Annotated in this window: 13 protein-coding genes; 10 read left to right on the top strand and 3 right to left on the bottom strand. The window is 43.0% G+C overall.

Features of this window, described 5'->3' with window-relative positions; genetic code table 11:
- Positions 1–119: 119 nt before the first annotated feature.
- The 5 genes from B9T19_RS05370 to pnp all read left to right on the top strand — a co-directional run bounded on the left by B9T19_RS05370 (position 120) and on the right by pnp (position 7,148).
- Entirely contained in the window at positions 120–2,297 is a 2,178-nt protein-coding gene (locus B9T19_RS05370) for a bifunctional (p)ppGpp synthetase/guanosine-3',5'-bis(diphosphate) 3'-pyrophosphohydrolase (protein WP_094567572.1), read from the top strand.
- A 63-nt stretch (positions 2,298–2,360) separates the two neighbouring features.
- Positions 2,361–3,578, top strand: a complete 1,218-nt coding sequence (locus tag B9T19_RS05365; RefSeq protein WP_158214358.1) for a cupin domain-containing protein — start codon at positions 2,361–2,363, stop codon at positions 3,576–3,578.
- Between the two features lie 86 nt (positions 3,579–3,664).
- Positions 3,665–4,246: a DUF192 domain-containing protein gene (locus B9T19_RS05360; protein WP_094567570.1), complete on the top strand. Its 582-nt coding sequence runs from the start codon at positions 3,665–3,667 to the stop codon at positions 4,244–4,246.
- Between the two features lie 201 nt (positions 4,247–4,447).
- Complete coding sequence (rpsO, locus tag B9T19_RS05355; RefSeq protein WP_094567569.1) at positions 4,448–4,714, top strand: 30S ribosomal protein S15; 267 nt, start codon at positions 4,448–4,450, stop codon at positions 4,712–4,714.
- A 337-nt stretch (positions 4,715–5,051) separates the two neighbouring features.
- Positions 5,052–7,148 (top strand): polyribonucleotide nucleotidyltransferase, encoded by a 2,097-nt coding sequence (gene pnp / locus B9T19_RS05350; protein ID WP_094567706.1) that lies wholly within the window; start codon positions 5,052–5,054, stop codon positions 7,146–7,148.
- Between the two features lie 211 nt (positions 7,149–7,359).
- Here pnp and B9T19_RS05345 read toward each other — a convergent pair whose 3' ends face one another.
- Positions 7,360–7,617: a DUF2798 domain-containing protein gene (locus B9T19_RS05345; protein ID WP_094567568.1), complete on the bottom strand. Its 258-nt coding sequence runs from the start codon at positions 7,615–7,617 to the stop codon at positions 7,360–7,362.
- Between the two features lie 399 nt (positions 7,618–8,016).
- On the opposite strand from B9T19_RS05345, the gene B9T19_RS05340 reads away from it, so the two are divergent.
- The 4 genes from B9T19_RS05340 (at position 8,017) to B9T19_RS05325 (ending at position 13,027) form a co-directional block, all read left to right on the top strand.
- Positions 8,017–8,910 carry a LysR family transcriptional regulator gene (locus B9T19_RS05340; protein WP_094567567.1) on the top strand — a complete coding sequence of 298 codons (894 nt, stop codon included), beginning with the start codon at positions 8,017–8,019 and terminating at the stop codon, positions 8,908–8,910.
- A 628-nt stretch (positions 8,911–9,538) separates the two neighbouring features.
- Complete coding sequence (locus tag B9T19_RS05335; protein WP_094567566.1) at positions 9,539–10,528, top strand: HlyD family secretion protein; 990 nt, start codon at positions 9,539–9,541, stop codon at positions 10,526–10,528.
- A gap of 47 nt (positions 10,529–10,575) precedes the next feature.
- Positions 10,576–11,769 carry an ABC transporter permease gene (locus B9T19_RS05330; RefSeq protein WP_094567565.1) on the top strand — a complete coding sequence of 398 codons (1,194 nt, stop codon included), beginning with the start codon at positions 10,576–10,578 and terminating at the stop codon, positions 11,767–11,769.
- The gene (locus B9T19_RS05325; RefSeq protein WP_158214357.1) at positions 11,762–13,027 is read left to right on the top strand and encodes an ABC transporter permease; all 1,266 of its coding nucleotides are present in this window, start codon (positions 11,762–11,764) and stop codon (positions 13,025–13,027) included. The genes B9T19_RS05330 and B9T19_RS05325 overlap by 8 nt, the downstream gene beginning before the upstream one ends.
- 109 nt (positions 13,028–13,136) lie before the next feature.
- Here the strand turns inward: B9T19_RS05325 and B9T19_RS05320 are convergent, their stop codons facing one another.
- On the bottom strand, positions 13,137–13,649 hold the full coding sequence (locus B9T19_RS05320; RefSeq protein ID WP_094567563.1) for a DUF1307 domain-containing protein: 513 nt from the start codon (positions 13,647–13,649) through the stop codon (positions 13,137–13,139).
- A 254-nt stretch (positions 13,650–13,903) separates the two neighbouring features.
- Between B9T19_RS05320 and mnmC the strand changes: the two genes are divergently transcribed.
- Positions 13,904–15,349: an FAD-dependent 5-carboxymethylaminomethyl-2-thiouridine(34) oxidoreductase MnmC gene (gene mnmC / locus B9T19_RS05315; RefSeq protein WP_094567562.1), complete on the top strand. Its 1,446-nt coding sequence runs from the start codon at positions 13,904–13,906 to the stop codon at positions 15,347–15,349.
- On the opposite strand, the gene phnD is transcribed toward mnmC, so the two are convergent.
- Positions 15,330–16,328 (bottom strand): phosphate/phosphite/phosphonate ABC transporter substrate-binding protein, encoded by a 999-nt coding sequence (phnD, locus tag B9T19_RS05310; protein ID WP_094567561.1) that lies wholly within the window; start codon positions 16,326–16,328, stop codon positions 15,330–15,332. The genes mnmC and phnD overlap by 20 nt on opposite strands.
- Positions 16,329–16,471: the final 143 nt, after the last annotated feature.

Below are 16,471 nucleotides of genomic sequence, written 5' to 3'. Positions count from 1 at the left end.
TAGAGTTTATAGAGTTTATAGAGTTTATAGAGTTTATAGAGGTTATAGATTATAGAATCCCTGTAGAGAGATGTAGCAGTTGAGTGACAATAATTATCGTTGTTAATTAGGAGTAGATTATGGAGAAATATCAATTGCCTCCAAATCTTCTTCCCTGGCGTAAAGAATTTGAGATTAAGGTCGGTCGCTTATTGCGAATCGTAGGTCGCTATCTTTCGGAAGAAGAAGTAAAAGAGGTTGAACGAGCATGTATTTATGGTGCGTTTGCGCATCAGGAACAGTTTCGCTCCTCTGGCGAGCCCTATATTTTTCACCCGTTAGCGGTTGCCTTGATCTTAACGGAAGTCCAGATCGATAAAGCCTCTTTAGTGGGGGCGGTGTTGCATGATGTCATTGAAGATACCGATATCGGCTATGATGAGATTGCCCATGAGTTTGGGGAAGAGGTCGCGCAGATTGTTGATGGCGTTACAAAATTAACGCAGATTAAGTTCCGTTCTAAAGAGGAAGCAAAAGCAGAAAATTTCCGTAAAATGATACTCGCGATGACAAAAGATCTGCGTATCATTATGGTAAAGCTTGCTGATAGACTCCACAATATGCGGACTTTGGGTGCTTTAGCGGCTTATAAGAAGCGCCGTATCGCAAATGAAACACTGGAGATCTATGCGCCGATCGCTGCCCGTTTAGGAATGTATGCCTTACAGGTCTATTTAGAGAATCTCTGTTTTGAGAATATCTATCCGATGCGTTATGCCGTCCTCTCCAAAGCGATTGAAGAGAAGTATGAGAGTGAGAGTGAAAATTTAACGCGGATCAAAGATACAATCTACGATCGTTTGGTCCGCGGCAATATCCTCTCTCGAATCTCGACACGTAAGAAGCATCTCTGGAGTATCTATAATAAGTTGAAAGTGAAGGGTAAGATCGAGTTGGTCTATGATATCTTCGCTATTCGCGTGATTGTTTCAACCGTTGATGAGTGTTATCGCGTTTTGGGGATGGTGCATCAACTCTATAAGCCGATTATTGGTGGTTTTAAAGATTATATTGCGATTCCTAAAGGGAATGGCTATCAGAGCCTGCACACTATTGTTTTTGGACGTAATGGTTTACCGGTTGAGGTGCAGATTAGAACCCGCGATATGCATGTGATTGCAGAGGCAGGCGCGGCAGCGCATTGGCGTTATAAAGATGCTTATGAAGGGCAGCAGAATCAGATTCGGACCAATAAATGGCTCGATTCTGTAACAGAATTACAAGATAGTGCGATCTCCTCTGTTGAGTTTATGGAGGCGATGAAGGCGAATCTCTTCCCGAAAGAGATCTATCTCTTTACCCCTAAAGGGCGCATTATTGAGTTGCCGAAAGGATCAACAGGGATCGATTTTGCCTATGCTGTGCATACGGAGGTGGGGAATCATTGTCAGGCGATTATCGTCGATGGACAACAGGTAGCATTCTCCCAATCTCTCCATAATGGACAGACTGTGGAGATCATTACCGAAGAGGGCACAAGACCATCACCGAAGTGGCTCGATTATGTGGTCAGTGCGCGAGCAAGAACGAGTATTCTTGGGTATCTCTCTAAATTATCGAGTGAAGAGGCTTACAATATTGGTGAGCGTCTCCTCTCTCTTGAATTGGAGAATAAGGGGATTATTCTTGATGACTTTGCTGAAAAAGATCAAGAGGTTCTTCTCGAGGAGTTAGAGCTAGGTTCGAAAGAGGAGCTCTTAATTTCGATCGGTCGTGGAAAATATCCAATGCACTACATTATTAACCGTTTCTTAGTGAAGCAGGGGTTAGAGGTAGAGATGCATGAGGCGCCGGATGAAGATGAGGATGGACTAGAAGTTTCAAGCGACATTATTATCGGTGCTGAGAAGATGAAGACAACGCTCGGTCGTTGTTGTTATCCATTGCCGGGGGAATCTATTATCGGCTATCTCAGTCAGCGCCACGGCATGGTGATCCATCAGGTCGATTGTGCCAATGTGGAGAATTATAAGAAGCATGAAGATCGCTGGATTCCTCTCGCGTGGAGTAAAAAAGCGCGCGGAGATTTCCCGGTACAATTAACCCTTATAGCTAAAAATCGCCGTGGTGCGATCGCATCTGTGAGTGCAAAGGTGACGGAGATGAATCTCGATTTTGGTGAATTTACTTCAGAGCCGATGAGCGATGAGATTGTGAAGATTCGCTTTGTTGTGGATGTTCAAGATCGAAAACATCTTGCCGATATTATGCGGGAGCTCCGTTTATTGCCGATGGTAGAGCGAGTTTCGAGACGTTAATTTCAAGGCGTTAATTTAAGTTGGAAATTGAGATAGTAGATGAAGATAGAGAGAGAATTGTCGATGAAGAATCAACCTTTACCGTTTTTAGGGGGCCTAACCGCTGAGCAATTTTTGCAAGAGTATTGGCAAAAGAAGCCACTCTTTGTAAAGGGGGCTTTTCCTAACTTTGAAGATCCTTTAACAGCGGATGAGATTGCGGGACTTGCTTTTGAGCCCTTCATTCCCTCTCGATTTATCTACGAAAGTGGGGGAGAGCGCCCTTGGCAGCTGAAGATGGGGCCGGCAACGGAAGAGGATTTTGCCACACTCTCTGAAAAGTCATGGATGCTTGTAGTGAATGATGTAGAGAAGAATCTTCCAGAGCTAAAGTCGATGCTCGATCCTTTTCGCTTTATCTCCCATTGGCGTTTAGATGATCTTCAAGTCAGTTTAGGTGAAGATGCCGGCAATGTCGGTGCTCATTGGGATGATTATGATGTCTTTCTTCTACAAGGAATGGGGAAGAAGCGTTGGCAGATCAGCTATGCTCCTGTTTCGGAAGATGACTTTGTTGAGGGTGTTGATATTCGCTTGATTGAAAACTTCCGCCCCGATGAAGAGTGGATTGTAGAACCTGGTGATCTTCTCTATCTTCCGCCAAGAATTGGTCATTATGGAGTGAATATTGGTCGTAGTGTCACCTGGTCGATCGGTTTCCGTGCGCCAAAACATCGTGAGATGTTGCGCGACTATATGGAGATGAAGTTTGATGAGGTAGCAGAAGATGCTCGCTATTGTGATCCACAATTGGAAGTTGTAACGCAACCAGGTGCTCTAAGTGATGCGGCAGTGGATCGAGTGGTGGCGATTTTAGAGTCGGCATTGACCCAAGATCGTGCGGAGATTGCAAAATGGTTCGGTGCTTTTATCACTGAGCCGAAGATGTTTCAGGTGCCTGAATCGCTCGAAGAGTGTTTAACGTTTGATGCGCTTATGGAGTATCTCGATGATGGTGGTTATCTCGAAGTCCATCCGGGCATAACGCTCCTTCACTATATCTCGGGTGATGAGATTCTTCTCTTTGCTGCTGGTAAAAGTTACTCTCTTCCTCTGAGTGAAAGAGTGCTTGTAGAGCAATTAACCGTCGAGACGGAGTGGGGCTATGATGAGCTAGTAGAGATGCTCACCGCCCCTATAGCGCAACAATTTCTTCTACAATTGATTCAAGATGGAATTTTGCTTCTTGATGAGGCGGAAGATGAGTTTGATGATGCACTCGATGACGAGCTTGATAAGTAATCAGTTTCAGATAGGGCATCTGCTTTATAGGGTTGGGTAGTTGTGTGATGAGATCGATGGGTGATAACGTCAAGGGAGATAGATGAATGGAGAGAGTATTGGATCCACTAAAGAAGAGAGTGAGTCGCTGGGAGCATATTCATATTGCGCTCTATTTTATATTGTTACTACTGTTTTTCCAGCTTCTTCCTGGTGCTATGGCGACAGAGGTTCGAAGAGATAACCCGGATCTTCGCCATTTTTTAGAGCAGGGTGCCGGCATTGTGAAGCCTGGCTTGGGGTTTTCACCACAATCGGGATTGCGAGAAGGGGAGATGCGTATTCATGAAACCCCCATTATTGTTGAGCTTGCACTTGATTCCCGGGCACAGGCAGAAGGATTGATGTATCGAGAGTCGATGCCGGAGGAGCGGGGAATGCTCTTTCTCTTTCCTCAGACGCAATTTCTCTCATTTTGGATGAAAAATACCTTAATCCCCCTCGACATTATCTATATAGCTGAAGATGGTGAAGTGGTTGATATTGTCCAAGCAGAGCCTTGTCGTACGAGCCGATGCCCTTCCTATCCTGCTAAAGCGCCTGGAAAGTATGTTTTAGAGCTCAATAAAGGGGTGGCAGAAACGTTAGGGCTCAAGGTTGGGGACAATATTAGTTGGCAGTGGCGCTAGACGTTAGATAAAGGGTAGATAGATTGAGTGTTGAGGTTGTTGATTTTGCAAGAGGGTTCGTCAGCGTGTTGCGCAATTTTCACCTTGAGAGATCAATCCCTATTTTAGTAGTTGGTGTTTTGAGAGAAACATACTATAATGCCGAGATTAAATGCTGTCATCGCCATTGACACTATTTATAAAATTTTGGAGTTTTTATACATGTTAACAGTAGAAAAAAAAGCAGAGATCGTTAAAGATTTCGGTCGTGGCGCTAACGACACAGGTTCACCAGAAGTACAAGTAGCACTCTTAACGTTCAACATCAATGCGCTTCAAGCACATTTTGCTGAGCATAAGAAAGATCATCACTCACGTCGTGGTCTATTACAGATGGTAAACAAGCGTCGTAAGTTACTCACATACTTAAGATCTATCGATTTAGATCGTTATCAAAATCTTATCGATCGTTTATCATTACGTCGTTAATTGTATTGATAAAGATGTATTTTTTTGTAGATTATCCCCAGCTCATGACTGATAATGCGCTAGGTGTAATGTACCTGTAAAATTGAGCCCCCGCATCTTTTGTGGGGGCTTTTTGTAGTTTGGCTTTTTATCCTTTTTTGTAATCTCTTTAAATAGAGTTATCTGTAGGGGCACTGCTTCATCTTTTGTTTGAGGTGGCATCAAGTTTACGCTTTATTGTAAGAGATGAAGCAGTTCCCTTAGAGTTCTATAGTTCTTTAATTTGAAGATCCTTTATTTAAAGAAAGAGTATGAAAAAGGTCAGAAAAGAGAGATCAAAATAAAGGAAAATGAAGATATGACATTAGAATTAAAACCGATTGTGCAGGAATTTACCTACGGTGGTCGTAAGGTAACAATTGAAACAGCTGAAATTGCGCGTCAAGCGACAGCAGCTGTGATGGTAGATGTTGAGGGAACGACACTGTTTGTCTCAGTCGTTGCGGCAAAGAGTGCAGATCCTGGGCGTGACTTCTTTCCATTAACGGTTGATTATCAGGAAAAAACCTATGCGGCCGGTAAAATCCCTGGTGGATTTTTTCGTCGTGAAGGTCGCCCTTCAGAGCAGGAGATTTTAGTTGCGCGTCTTATCGACCGTCCTGTGCGTCCTCTGTTCCATGAAGCATTCACCAATGAAGTTCAGATCGTGGCAACTGTTGTCTCTATCAATCCAGAGATCAGTGCAGATATCGTTGCGATGATTGGTGCTTCCGCAGCGCTCTCAATTGCAAGATTGCCCTTTAATGGACCTTTAGGTGCGGCGCGTGTGGGATATATCAATGGTGAGTATATCTTAAACCCAACACGTTCAGAGTTAAAAGTTTCAGATCTTGATCTTGTCGTTGCCGGCACAAAAGGTGCGGTATTGATGGTAGAGTCCGAAGCTAACCTTCTCTCAGAAGAGGTAATGCTAGGTGCTGTTGTATATGGTCATCAAGAGATGCAAGTTGTTATCGACAATATTGCAGAGCTCGCGGATAAAGTGGGTAATGAGCCATTCCCGTTTGAAATTCCTGAAGTGAATGAAGCACTGAAAAAAGCAGTTTCAGACTTGGTCCGTGCTGATTTAGAAGCCGCTTTTAAAATTACCGTGAAGCAAGAACGTAGCAGTGCAATCAGTGCGGCTAAAGAGCGCGCTATTGCAGAATTAGTAACAGATGCAGAAGAGAGCTTTACAGAGGCTGAAGTTGCTGCAGAAGTCGGTCGCATCAGTGCGGATATTGTTCGTAGTCAAATTCTTGCAGGTCAGCCGCGTATTGATGGGCGTGATACTAAAACTGTACGTCCTATCGTTTCGCGCGTTGGCGTTTTAAAACGTACACATGGTTCAGCACTCTTTACTCGTGGTGAGACACAAGCATTAGTTGTGGCAACATTGGGTACTGAGCGTGATGCACAGATTATCGATGCTATTTCTGGTGAATATAAAGAGAACTTTATGCTCCACTATAACTTCCCTCCCTATTCTGTAGGTGAAACAGGACGTGTTGGTTCACCAAAACGTCGTGAGATTGGTCATGGTAATCTTGCAAAACGTGGTGTTGCGGCAGTATTGCCTAACATGGAAGAGTATCCTTACACAATTCGTGTTGTCTCTGAGATTACAGAATCGAATGGTTCAAGCTCAATGGCTTCTGTCTGTGGTAGCTCGCTTGCATTGATGGATGCCGGTGTTCCTTTAAAAGCCCCTGTTGCGGGAATTGCAATGGGCTTAATTAAGGAAGGGGATCAATATGCGGTCTTAACCGATATCTTAGGTGATGAAGATCATCTTGGTGATATGGACTTTAAAGTTGCCGGTACGAAAGAGGGTATCACGGCATTGCAGATGGATATTAAGATCGATGGTATTACCCAAGAGATTATGGATACGGCACTTTCACAAGCAAAAGTAGCGCGTCTCCATATTCTTGATGAGATGAATAGTGTTATCAGTGAGTCGCGTGAAACGATCTCTGAGTTTGCGCCACGTATTACAACAATTCGTATCAATCCCGATAAGATTCGTGATGTGATCGGTAAAGGTGGTGTAACGATTCGTGCTATTACCGAAGAGACAGGTGCGATTATTGAGATCGAAGATACAGGTGAAGTTCGTATCTCTGCTGTCAATAATGATCAAGCTGAAGCAGCGAAAAAACGTATCGAAGAGATCACTTCTGATATTGAGATTGGTGCTATCTATGATGCGCCAGTTGTTCGTATTATGGACTTCGGTGCATTTGTTAATCTTCGCCCAGGGCAAGATGGTATGGTTCACGTATCACAAATCCCTTCTGAAGAGCGTATCTCTAATGTTGGGGATCACCTCAATGTTGGTCAAGTTGTGAAGGTGAAAGTACTTGAGATTGACCGTCAAGGACGTATCCGTTTAACGATGAAAGATGTTGAGTAATGAGTTAGATCTTAATTAGATCTTGATTAATTAGATCTAATTGGTAGATCTAATCGGTGATATCGATTAGTAGTACATCGATTAGCTATATTGAGTAGAGAGATCATCTCTATAACATTTAAAAACCCCAGCTCATATTTTGAGTTGGGGTTTTCTATTATTGGGTCTTACTTAGAGTGGGATCGGTATCCTATTGTCTTAACGCTCTTTATTATTCTGGCTTACGGACAAAGAGTAGCGCTAATCGTCGCATAATAGGGAGCAGAATCAGAACAGAGGGAAAGGCAACGAGCCAGGAGAGCATCCAAGCGCCGAACCATTCACCTACAACAAAACCGGAAAAACCAACACTCATCAAGGTACTTACCAGAGAGACAATGCAGGACATTCCAAATGAGAGGAAGAAGGGGACAAGAATATGCATCATTCTTGGATGAAGTTTATATCGGTCAAATCTATTTTGGCTCATGAGACTCCTTTCTAACTTATTTTCAACAATCCATTTCCATTGATTGTTGTGTTTATCTGATACACTAAAGAGATCATCTTGTGGATAACTTTGTGGGTAACCCCGGTATAGGATTGAGTATAACCTGTAGGGTAGCGAATCATTCAAGAAAAAACAATATACAGATAGGTATATTGTTTTGTGAAGATTGATCTGTGCGCTTGCCCTGAACGCATGATAAGTGCGCTTAAGAAGAGGCGGTTATCGGTCACTACTTTAAGTAGAGGGGGATCTAGAGGTCGATCTATTGGCGGCCGATCCATTAGAGACTGATCTATTAGAGGTTGATCTATTAGAGGCAGATCTACTATTTAAGATTAATCGAAGGTGATAAATAATTATTAGTTAGGGGGAAATAGAATGAATACGAGGCATCTAGAGGTCTTCTATGCCATTATGGTCTGCGGCTCGATTTCACGGGCAGCAGATATGTTGCATATCTCACAACCTGCAGTGAGTAAAACCTTAAAACATGCGGAGATGCGTTTAGGTTATCTCCTTTTTGAGCGAACACGTGGTAAATTGATTCCGACAAAAGAGGCCCGTATTCTCTACGATAAAGCGCAGATGATCTATCAAGAGTTGAGTGACTTTCAGTTAATGGCAGAAAATTTAGCGGAAAAACCTCGAGGGAATATCTCCATTGGCTGTCTGCCAAGTTTAGGTTTAAGTCTTATTCCTGAGGTGACGAAGCTCTTTTTAGAGCGCTATCCCCAGTCGCGAGTTGAGGTCTCAACTTATCATACGGATGAGTTAATCCATCTCCTTAATCGTTATCAGCTCGATTTTGCAATCTCTTTTCGGCCGATTAAGGAGCAGGGTATTAGTTCTATTACATTAGCGAAAATACCGGTTGTCTATCTTGATGCAGAGCCTTTAGAGCAAGGTGTCATGAGTCTTGAAGCCATCGATGATGATCGTTGGATCAATCCTGGTGCCGATTCATTATCAACCATGATTCATCAATATCGTACCTTTAAACCGACGCAACTTAATGTACATACCTACTATATGGCGGCTGAATTTGTGAAGCGAAGAGTTGGGTGCACGATCAGTGATCTCTTCTCTGCGGCAGAAGTTTTGCCCTTTTCCATGATCTATCCTCTTAAAGAACCGATGATGTTAGACCTCTGTATGCTCTATCAATCGGATCGGCCTTTACGAAAAATATCGCAAGATTATCAGAAGCTTATTCAAAAATTCCTCAATAGGAGACTTAAAGAGTATAACCAAAAGTTATATCTTCCGCGATAATGTCATTTGAGACTTTCTGCTAAAGGGTATTAAATAGCCCTTACCGATCTTAGTAATATTTATAAAAATAAAAAATAGCTCATTATTAAAGAAGGCAAAATATATCACTAGTAGGTGGAGGAAGAACTGCCTATCACAGCAGAAGGGAAGATAAATCGTTAAGATAAACGATATCCACTTCACGCTCATAATGCTGATGATAAGAGTTAGAGAGATTGAATCTCCTAATTGTGGCAAACTAAGATATCGGGGCTCTAAAAAGAGGTAGGAGCGTTATCTCGAGCTGATAGATGGGGAATTATTCCCCATGATTAACAGTTATAGTTATCGTGATCTTAAGAGGATCTCAACTAGCTAGAAGGTGATCAATGGATGCCTATTTGGCGCTGTTAATCGAACAAGAAGAGACTGGATCCGCAAGGTGACAGTCTTTTTTTATACTCGTTTATATTCATTTATATTCGCTTTTTTTATCCCTTTTTCAGGAGAAAAAACTGATAAAGATCGTGATATCAAAGATGTGCATAAGATGCATTCATGCTATGATATGCACCATTATGTTTCCTTTTTGTTGATTCTTATTTGATTCATTCATTTAAAACTAGGTTTAGCGCGGATATTAAAACGTATGCAAAAAATTACAACGACTATCGCGATTATTATTGCTGTAATCCTGCTCTTAGTGGCAGCCCTTTTCTATATCTCTCACCATAAACCTGAGCTTGTGATTCAAGGGGAAGTCGCTGCAAATCGAGTCGATATTTCGGTTCGAGTGCAAGGACGTGCTGTTGAATTGACGGCAGATATTGGCGATAAGGTTAAAAAAGGGGATCTACTATTAAGACTTGAGAGCCCAGCGCTTGAGACGCAGTTAGCAACATCAGAAGCGCAATATCGCGTCGCTCAAGCGAATAGAGATGTTGTCTATAGTACTCGTCCTGAGACCATTGAAGCGATGCGAGCACAATATGAGAAAGCAGAGGCTGATCTGCTCTTAGCAAAGAGTAATCTCGATAGAATGGAGGGTGCCGCACCGCGTGGGGGTGTCTCACAACAGAATCTTGATGTAGCGCGAAATGCCTTCTCATCAGCGATGGAAGCAGCTGCAGCAGCTAAAGCAAATTATGAGCTTGCAGTGAGTGGTAGTAGCCCGCAACAGAAATCTCTTGCAGATGCACAAGTAGAGCAGGCAAGAGCGGCGCTCTCTCAAGTGCAATCAGATTATGATGCCTTAACAGTCTATGCGCCATCAGATGGTCAGGTAACTGTTCGTGTTGCAGAAGTGGGGCAACTCTACAATCCCGGAACCCCTCTCTACTCTTTAATTAATATGGATAATTTATGGTTAACATTTAATATCCGCGAAGATTACCTCAACTATGCCGCTGTGGGGGATCATTTTACCGTCTATGTTCCTGCGCTTAAGAAAGATGTTGATGTCTATATCCAAGCAATCAATCCATTGGGGCAATTTGCCAACTGGCAAGCGACCAAAGCAACAGGTGATTTTGATCTTCGCACCTTTGAAGTAAAAGCAAAGCCGGTAAAAGCTGAAGAGGGTTTATTACCTGGTATGAGTGTTATTGCAGACTGGAAGTCTCGCCATACGGCAGATTAATCGCCATTCATTGCAGCGTATTTAAAAGACGTATTTAAAGGACTTTGATGGAAAAGAGAGTTACTGAAGCGGTTGTTAAAGAGCACTATTTCTCAATTCTCTATCGGGAGATGCGTCTGATCTTTCGAGAGAAGAGTCTCTTTTTTGCCCTCTTTATCTATCCATTATTGGTGGTGATCTTCTATACGGGATTGCTCTCTGAAGGCGTTATTCAGAAGATGCCGGTATCGGTGGTTGATATGGATCGGACTGTGACATCACGCTCCTTGATTCAGGATATCGCCGCCTCACCACAAGTATTGGTTGCAACGAGGGATAGCTCTCTTCATGATGCGAAGCAGAAGCTTCTTAATCGTGAGGTTTATGGAATTGTCTTTATTCCAACCGATTTTGAGAAGTTGTTATTAGCGAATGAATCGCCTGAAGTAACAACATTCTATAACAACCAATATATGTCGATAGGCTCGGCGTTGCAGAGTGGTTTCTCTTCTGCTTTGACTTCGATCATCACCAACTATCAAGCTGAAACAATGATGGATCAGGGAATTGCTCGGCCAATTGCGGCTGAACAGCTCTCTCCTATTGAGTTAGAGATTCATCCGGTCTTTAACCCAACGCTCAACTATAACTATACATTAACCAATGGCGTCGTCCCCACATTGCTACAGATCTTAATTATGGTAACGATGGTCTTTACCATTGTTCGGGATAAGTATAAGTTAGGCGGTATTGCTGTTCCCTTAGCGATGGCTAATGGCAGTTATTTCCGTTATCTCTTTAATAAAATTATCCCCTATCTTCTCTGGTTCTTAGCGGTTCATATCGTTTTAGATGCGGTCTTAGTACTCTTTTTTGATATGCCGATACGGGGATCCCTCTTTATACTCTATTTAGGAACGGCTCTCTTTATTGTAGCGGCCCAACTTTGGGCAGCTGTTTTTGCCCTCTGGTTACCGGAAAAGGTGATCAATTATGGAGCGGCAAGTAGCTTCTCATCTCCTGCCTTTGGTTTTATTGGGCTCTTCTTTCCCCGGATCGCTATGAGTTGGTATGCTATCGCTTGGGGCGCAGTTTTACCCATTACCTGGTATGTGGAGATCCGTCTAGATCAGACGATTAGAGGACATGAATTTCCCTATAATCTCTCACCACTTCTCTCGCTGTTGTTGATCGCTCTTATCACCTATATCGTTGTGATTATTCGACTCCATCTCTATAAAAAGGGGGCAAAACGTGTTTAAGACTATTTTGCAGATCTTTCTGAAGGAGTTTAATCGTATCTTCACGGTCGAGGCGATTATCAGTATTCTTGTTTCGGGATCGATTCTCTACTTCTTCTACTATCCTATTCCTTACGATAATGAGGAGGTGCGAAATGCTCCGGCGGTGGTGGTTGATCTTGATAACTCAACATTGAGCCGTGATATCTTACGAAAATTGAATGCAACAGATCGAGTCGATATTGTCAGTCACGTTCATACTATGGATGAGGCGGAACATATGATGCGTAATCGTGAAGTCTATGGGATCTTCTATATTGCCCCAGGGTTTGAACAAAATATCTTAAGTGGGCGAAGTGGCGGGTTCTCATTTTATGGCGATGCAAGCTATGTGATTATCTATAGTCGTATGATGACAGCGGTCCAAAGTGTGGTGAAGACAATGAGCCGAAGTATCGGGGCGGCTAAGCAGGTGCAGATGGGGGTGGATCCCGCTGTTGCCTTTGGTAATAGTACCCCGATTACTCCGGTTGTTATTCCGCTCTATAATCCACAAAATGGCTATGCAACCTATGTCATTCCTCCGGTTTATGTCTTAATTGTCTTCCAGTGTCTCTTCTTGGCATTGGTGATTTCGCTTATTTTAGGGCGTAACTCAGATTTTGATAAAGGTTTAGTCGCTGATCCTAAAGCATCCCCATTTGTTGTTGCTTTTATGACATTAGCCGGTAAATGGCTTGCTTATTTTATGGTGAGTATTGTGATCTTCATCTGTTATATGGGGATAACACCGATCTTTTATGAGTTACCATTTCATGGTTCATTGCCGCGATTGATGCTCTTTGGGTTACTCTTTTTATCCGCAACGATCTTTATGAGTACCTTTATTGGCCTCTTCTTTAGAAAGTTTGATTCAGTCTTCTTAATTATTCTTCCCTCAAGCATGTTGATCTTCTTCCTTTCAGGGATGAGTTGGCCCACAGAGATGATTCCTTGGGCCTTACGAATTTTCACCTATCTAATGCCGATCTTTCCAGCAATTACTAGCATGATCACAATGAATCAGATGGGGGGCGGTTTTAGTAATATGATCCCTGAGTTGATACTTTTAGTCGTGCAGTTAGGCGTCTACGGTCTTTTGGCGCTCTGGATGATGACTCGTTACTATCGGGGTCTACAGAAGCGAATCTTATTGGTTGAGGCGCAGACTGAAGTATTACAAAAGAGAGAAGAGGGTGATGCATTGGATGCATCGATTCCCTCTATAGAGAAGCCATAATGAGAAGTCATAATGTGTAGAGTGGACACTCAATGAGATGACGATAGTAAAAAAGCTGAAGATTAAACTTCAGCTTTTTTGTGGTTGTTTGATTGATACTATTGCTTCACTATTTCGACTTTTCTTCTTCTGTTTTCTTATTCTCAATTTGACGCTGTTTAGTAAAGCCAGAACTTTCCAACATATCGCCTGTCGCGGAGTAGCTGATCGCCATGGTTGGATCACCTTCAAAAGCAGTACCTGGTAAATTTGCTAACTCTACGAGATCCGCAACTTTGAGATCAACGGCGATCTTTTCATTAGCACTCTTCTCCCCATAAATCATCTCATAGGTAATCCCTTTAACATCACTATAATCGACATATCCTGTCAACTCATCTAGAATCGCCTTTGCCTCTGCCGCATTTTTTGCCTCAATCAGATCATAATCAATAATGCTCTCTGTACTCTGTCCAACAAGCTGATCATTTTCTCCGACTAAGGTCATTTTGATAGAGATCCCTGGCTGATTTAATTCATAAACCGAAACATCTTGTTCGATAGGTGTTGCCTCTTTTTCAGTACAGGCAGCAATAGTTGCCACAAGGAGCAGGGCCGCTCCAATTTTTAGTAATCTTCTCATAATATCTATTGTCCTAGTTTGATTGTCCTAGTTTTAACTGATTCCCTTTAGGGTTGATTCTTTTCCATTCTATAGAACAAAAGTGAGCGGTGCCATGTTTGGGCAGAAAAAGTAGCGCTTGAGGGGAAACAATCCCATTTCTCTCCCTCTTTCCGTTAAAATAGGGAAGAGCATGGACTAAGTGATTAATTCTCTAGAGACAATTCGCGGCTCAGCAATCGAGGTAAAAATCGCATTAAGGTAAGGAGTATTGTGTGACAAAAGAACGGATGATTCCTTGGTATCAGGCACCCAAGATCATATGGAGCACTGAGCAATATCAGGCGGAAGGGATTGAGCCTCCTCCATATGATTTTATTATTATCGGCGGTGGTATTGCCGGAGCTTCGAGCGCTTATGAGTTAGCAAATGCAGGATTTCGAACCTTATTATTAGAGGCTGAAGCAGAGGTTGCTTCTCGTGGATCGGGAAATCTACAAGGGATGCTCTACTTAAAGCTCTCTCCCCATACCGAGGTGCAAAATGAGCTTCTAATTTCAGGCTTACACTATGTTCGTCAGTTATTGCAGAAGTTAACAGCAGATTCTCTATTGAAGAAAGGAGAAGATTGGGATGATTGCGGTCTTCTTCAGTTAACTCGCTCTGAGAAAGAGGGAGAAAAACAGCAACAATTAGCGGAGCTTTATCCTTCATCACTACTCAAGTGGGTCGATCAAGCAGAGGCGATTCAATTAGCCGGTGTGCCACTGACTGCCGGAGGGCTCTATTTCCCTACATCAGGCTGGGTTTCTCCGCCGGCATTTGTAGAGGCACTCTTAAAAAGTGTCGATACGGAGCGATTATGTGGCAAGGTTGTAACGAGTATTGATCGTATTCAAAGAGAGGGACTCTCTGCGAGAAACTCAAGCATTATCGGAGCTGATGATAGGGGGTATTTGGCGACATTGGGTGCTTTGGATGAAGCCTGCCCCCTTTGGGAAGTGCGCTGTGAAGATGGTGCTACTTTTCGCACTAAGGGTGTTATCTTAGCGATGGCAGAAGGGGTTGCGACGTTGGAGCCCTGTCGTCATCTTCCCTTTACGGTTGTACGCGGGCAGACGACCACGATCAATCGAGATAATCCACTGAAGATGGTGATAAGTGGTGAAGGCTATATTGCACCGGCAAAGGGAGTTAGTTTAAAAAAGAGTACCTTTGGTGCAACTTTTCGTCGGCATGAGGCTGGTGGATATTTAACAGATGAAGAGCATCGAGAAAATATCGCGATGTTAGAGAAGAGCTCTCCAGAACTTGCAACAGATTTAGGGCTTAGCTCAGAGATGGATGATACCGCACTTCAACAACTGGCGCTTGAAGGCCGGGCGGCTACTCGAGCAAGTGCTATGGGGTCGATGCCGATCGTGGGGCCCATCGCAAATCGAGAACGTTTTATGGCTGACTTTTCTGCCATCCGTGCTGATGCGAAAGTGATTCCTGCGATTGATGTTCCATGGGAAACAGGACTCTATTTGACAACAGCCCATGGATCAAGAGGAATGGTCTCAGCACCGATCAGTGCGGCGCTTTTGCGCGATTATATCGTTGGAGCAGATCAGCAAGAAAAGCAGCCCTATCATCCGATCTCTCAAGCGTTGCGAGAAGCACTTCATCCTAATCGCTTCTACTACCATGCATTACGTTTTAATCAATCTCTTGATTGAGCTTTTGAGGCGTATAGATCTGAAATAGAGTCTCTAGCTCTTCTTGATAATTGATAGGGAGATATCGATCTGCACCAAGATAGATTCTCTGCATCTCTTCAGGAAAACGATATTGATAGAAGCAGTTTTGGATCTGCTCTTTAAGTGCCGGCGTGAGATTGTGTGCGTAAGTATAGGCTGCAAAAGGTGCTGAGCCTTTACGATAGATAATTCTAAAATCATCATAACTGGCAAGGTCGAGGAGTACTAAACGATCGAGAACCTCTTGAGCGATGAGAGCCGCATCATAATCGCCCGATTTAACCCCAAAAATAGATTGTCGATGTTTGCCTGAAAAGAAGATCTCATAATCCTCTCCAGGAGTAATGCCCTCTGCCGGGAAGAGGGAGAGCGCAGCTAGATGCCCCGCACTTGAAGCAAAATTGACATGGGCAACGCGAGTGCCTTTCAGATCTTTGAGGTTATAAAGGGGGCTATCTTGCCGGACGATCACAATCATATCGGTTGTTAATAATCCATCTTCATTACCCTTGCCGGCAAAAGGAATTGCGCCGGCACGATTAACAGCATGAATGAGTGCTCCTGCTGAGAAGCTTGCAATATGAATGGAACCATTACGCATCGCTTCTACCTCTGCATAGCTACTCTGCATAGGGTAGAAGATAACAGGTCGCTGTAGACAGCTTTGAAGATAGTTAAAGAAGGGATTGAGCTGGTGCGCGTATGCATGTTCATCTCCATTAGGAACAATAGAGATCACTAATGTTGCTGGATCGACTTGTAGATGGGGCAGTAACGGGGTATCTGCAAGAAGATCGCCATCAATATCATAATATTTGGGATCTAAAATATCCTGTAACTTACCCTCATTAATAGGGGAGTCCGCAGCTATTAGCGATGGGAGCGTCAAAAATAGCAGTAGGAGTGTGCTGAAGAGTCTTCTTACAGCTCTTTGATAATTATGGATAATCGACTTCATACTAATATCTTACTATTCCCTAATGACTGACTCTATTTCAAATATTCTTTAATAAATCGTTGTGATCCCTCAATCGCTCTACTTTTTTATACCCTATTTTATAGGTCATAAATCTTATAAATCATAAATCATAAATTATAATT

This window comes from Ignatzschineria sp. F8392, from assembly GCF_002252045.1.
GTDB lineage: Bacteria > Pseudomonadota > Gammaproteobacteria > Cardiobacteriales > Wohlfahrtiimonadaceae > Ignatzschineria.
This window is presented reverse-complemented; position numbering and strand designations above follow the sequence as displayed.

Excerpts from the sequence above, each read along its gene's own strand:
- B9T19_RS05370 (WP_094567572.1), top strand. The coding sequence starts at position 120 with ATGGAGAAATATCAATTGCCTCCAAATCTTCTTCCCTGGCGTAAAGAA.
- B9T19_RS05365 (WP_158214358.1), top strand. The coding sequence starts at position 2,361 with ATGAAGAATCAACCTTTACCGTTTTTAGGGGGCCTAACCGCTGAGCAA.
- B9T19_RS05360 (WP_094567570.1), top strand. The coding sequence starts at position 3,665 with ATGGAGAGAGTATTGGATCCACTAAAGAAGAGAGTGAGTCGCTGGGAG.
- rpsO (WP_094567569.1), top strand. The coding sequence starts at position 4,448 with ATGTTAACAGTAGAAAAAAAAGCAGAGATCGTTAAAGATTTCGGTCGT.
- pnp (WP_094567706.1), top strand. The coding sequence starts at position 5,052 with ATGACATTAGAATTAAAACCGATTGTGCAGGAATTTACCTACGGTGGT.
- B9T19_RS05345 (WP_094567568.1), bottom strand. The coding sequence starts at position 7,617 with ATGAGCCAAAATAGATTTGACCGATATAAACTTCATCCAAGAATGATG.
- B9T19_RS05340 (WP_094567567.1), top strand. The coding sequence starts at position 8,017 with ATGAATACGAGGCATCTAGAGGTCTTCTATGCCATTATGGTCTGCGGC.
- B9T19_RS05335 (WP_094567566.1), top strand. The coding sequence starts at position 9,539 with ATGCAAAAAATTACAACGACTATCGCGATTATTATTGCTGTAATCCTG.
- B9T19_RS05330 (WP_094567565.1), top strand. The coding sequence starts at position 10,576 with ATGGAAAAGAGAGTTACTGAAGCGGTTGTTAAAGAGCACTATTTCTCA.
- B9T19_RS05320 (WP_094567563.1), bottom strand. The coding sequence starts at position 13,649 with ATGAGAAGATTACTAAAAATTGGAGCGGCCCTGCTCCTTGTGGCAACT.
- phnD (WP_094567561.1), bottom strand. The coding sequence starts at position 16,328 with ATGAAGTCGATTATCCATAATTATCAAAGAGCTGTAAGAAGACTCTTC.